1 protein-coding gene is annotated in these 619 nt (G+C 73.8%); it reads right to left on the bottom strand.

Going from position 1 to position 619, the window contains the following annotated elements; all coding sequences use genetic code 11:
- Positions 1-464 (bottom strand): PhoD-like phosphatase N-terminal domain-containing protein (locus LPA54_RS35015; RefSeq protein WP_228984640.1); only part of this gene is annotated, 464 nt, incomplete at its 3' end.
- Between the last annotated feature and the right edge of the window lie 155 nt (positions 465-619).

Here is a 619-nt window from a genome sequence, read left to right as displayed (position 1 = left end):
CGGTAGTGGTAGGTCGTCGCCGGGTCGAGGCCTCGTACGTCGACGTGGACGCTGTGGGCGTACTCGGGGTGGGCGAGGGCGGTGCCGGTGCGGACCACGAGGGCGAAGGACGCGTCGAGCGCGACCTCCCAGGCCACCTCCACCCGCTGCTGCCCCAGACCGCCGTCCGGCGTGAACGGCGCCGGGGCGAGCCGGGTCCAGATCAGCACCGAGTCCGGCAGCGGGTCGCCGGAGGCGACGCCGAGGGTGAACGGGTCCTCGGTGATGCCCGCCGTGTCGAGCCGGGGCGCGGCGAACGCGCCGCGCGCCGGGAGGCCGGTGGAGAAGGCGAGGGCGGCTGCCGCGGCGGTGACGGTCAGGAAGCGACGGTGTGACACAAGGCGGGCGGCGGTGCGCAGTTCGGCGTCGTGCGAGGTGGGGGCGAGCGCGGAGGCAGGTCGTCCGGTGCGGCCCGGCAGCGCCATCTGGTGTCCTCTCGTACGGGGCGGCGTGGACGGCAGCCGCGGGCAGGCGGGGCCGCGGACACGGAGATCCGCATGCTAGGCAGACGAAATGTTCGTCAGATGTATGCCGTGCGGGACGTTCACACCACAGGCGGTACGGGGAAGGGCGAACACGA

Origin of the sequence: Streptomyces sp. DH12, assembly GCF_020873895.1 — a bacterium.
Classification (GTDB): Bacteria; Actinomycetota; Actinomycetes; order Streptomycetales; family Streptomycetaceae; genus Streptomyces.
This window is presented reverse-complemented; position numbering and strand designations above follow the sequence as displayed.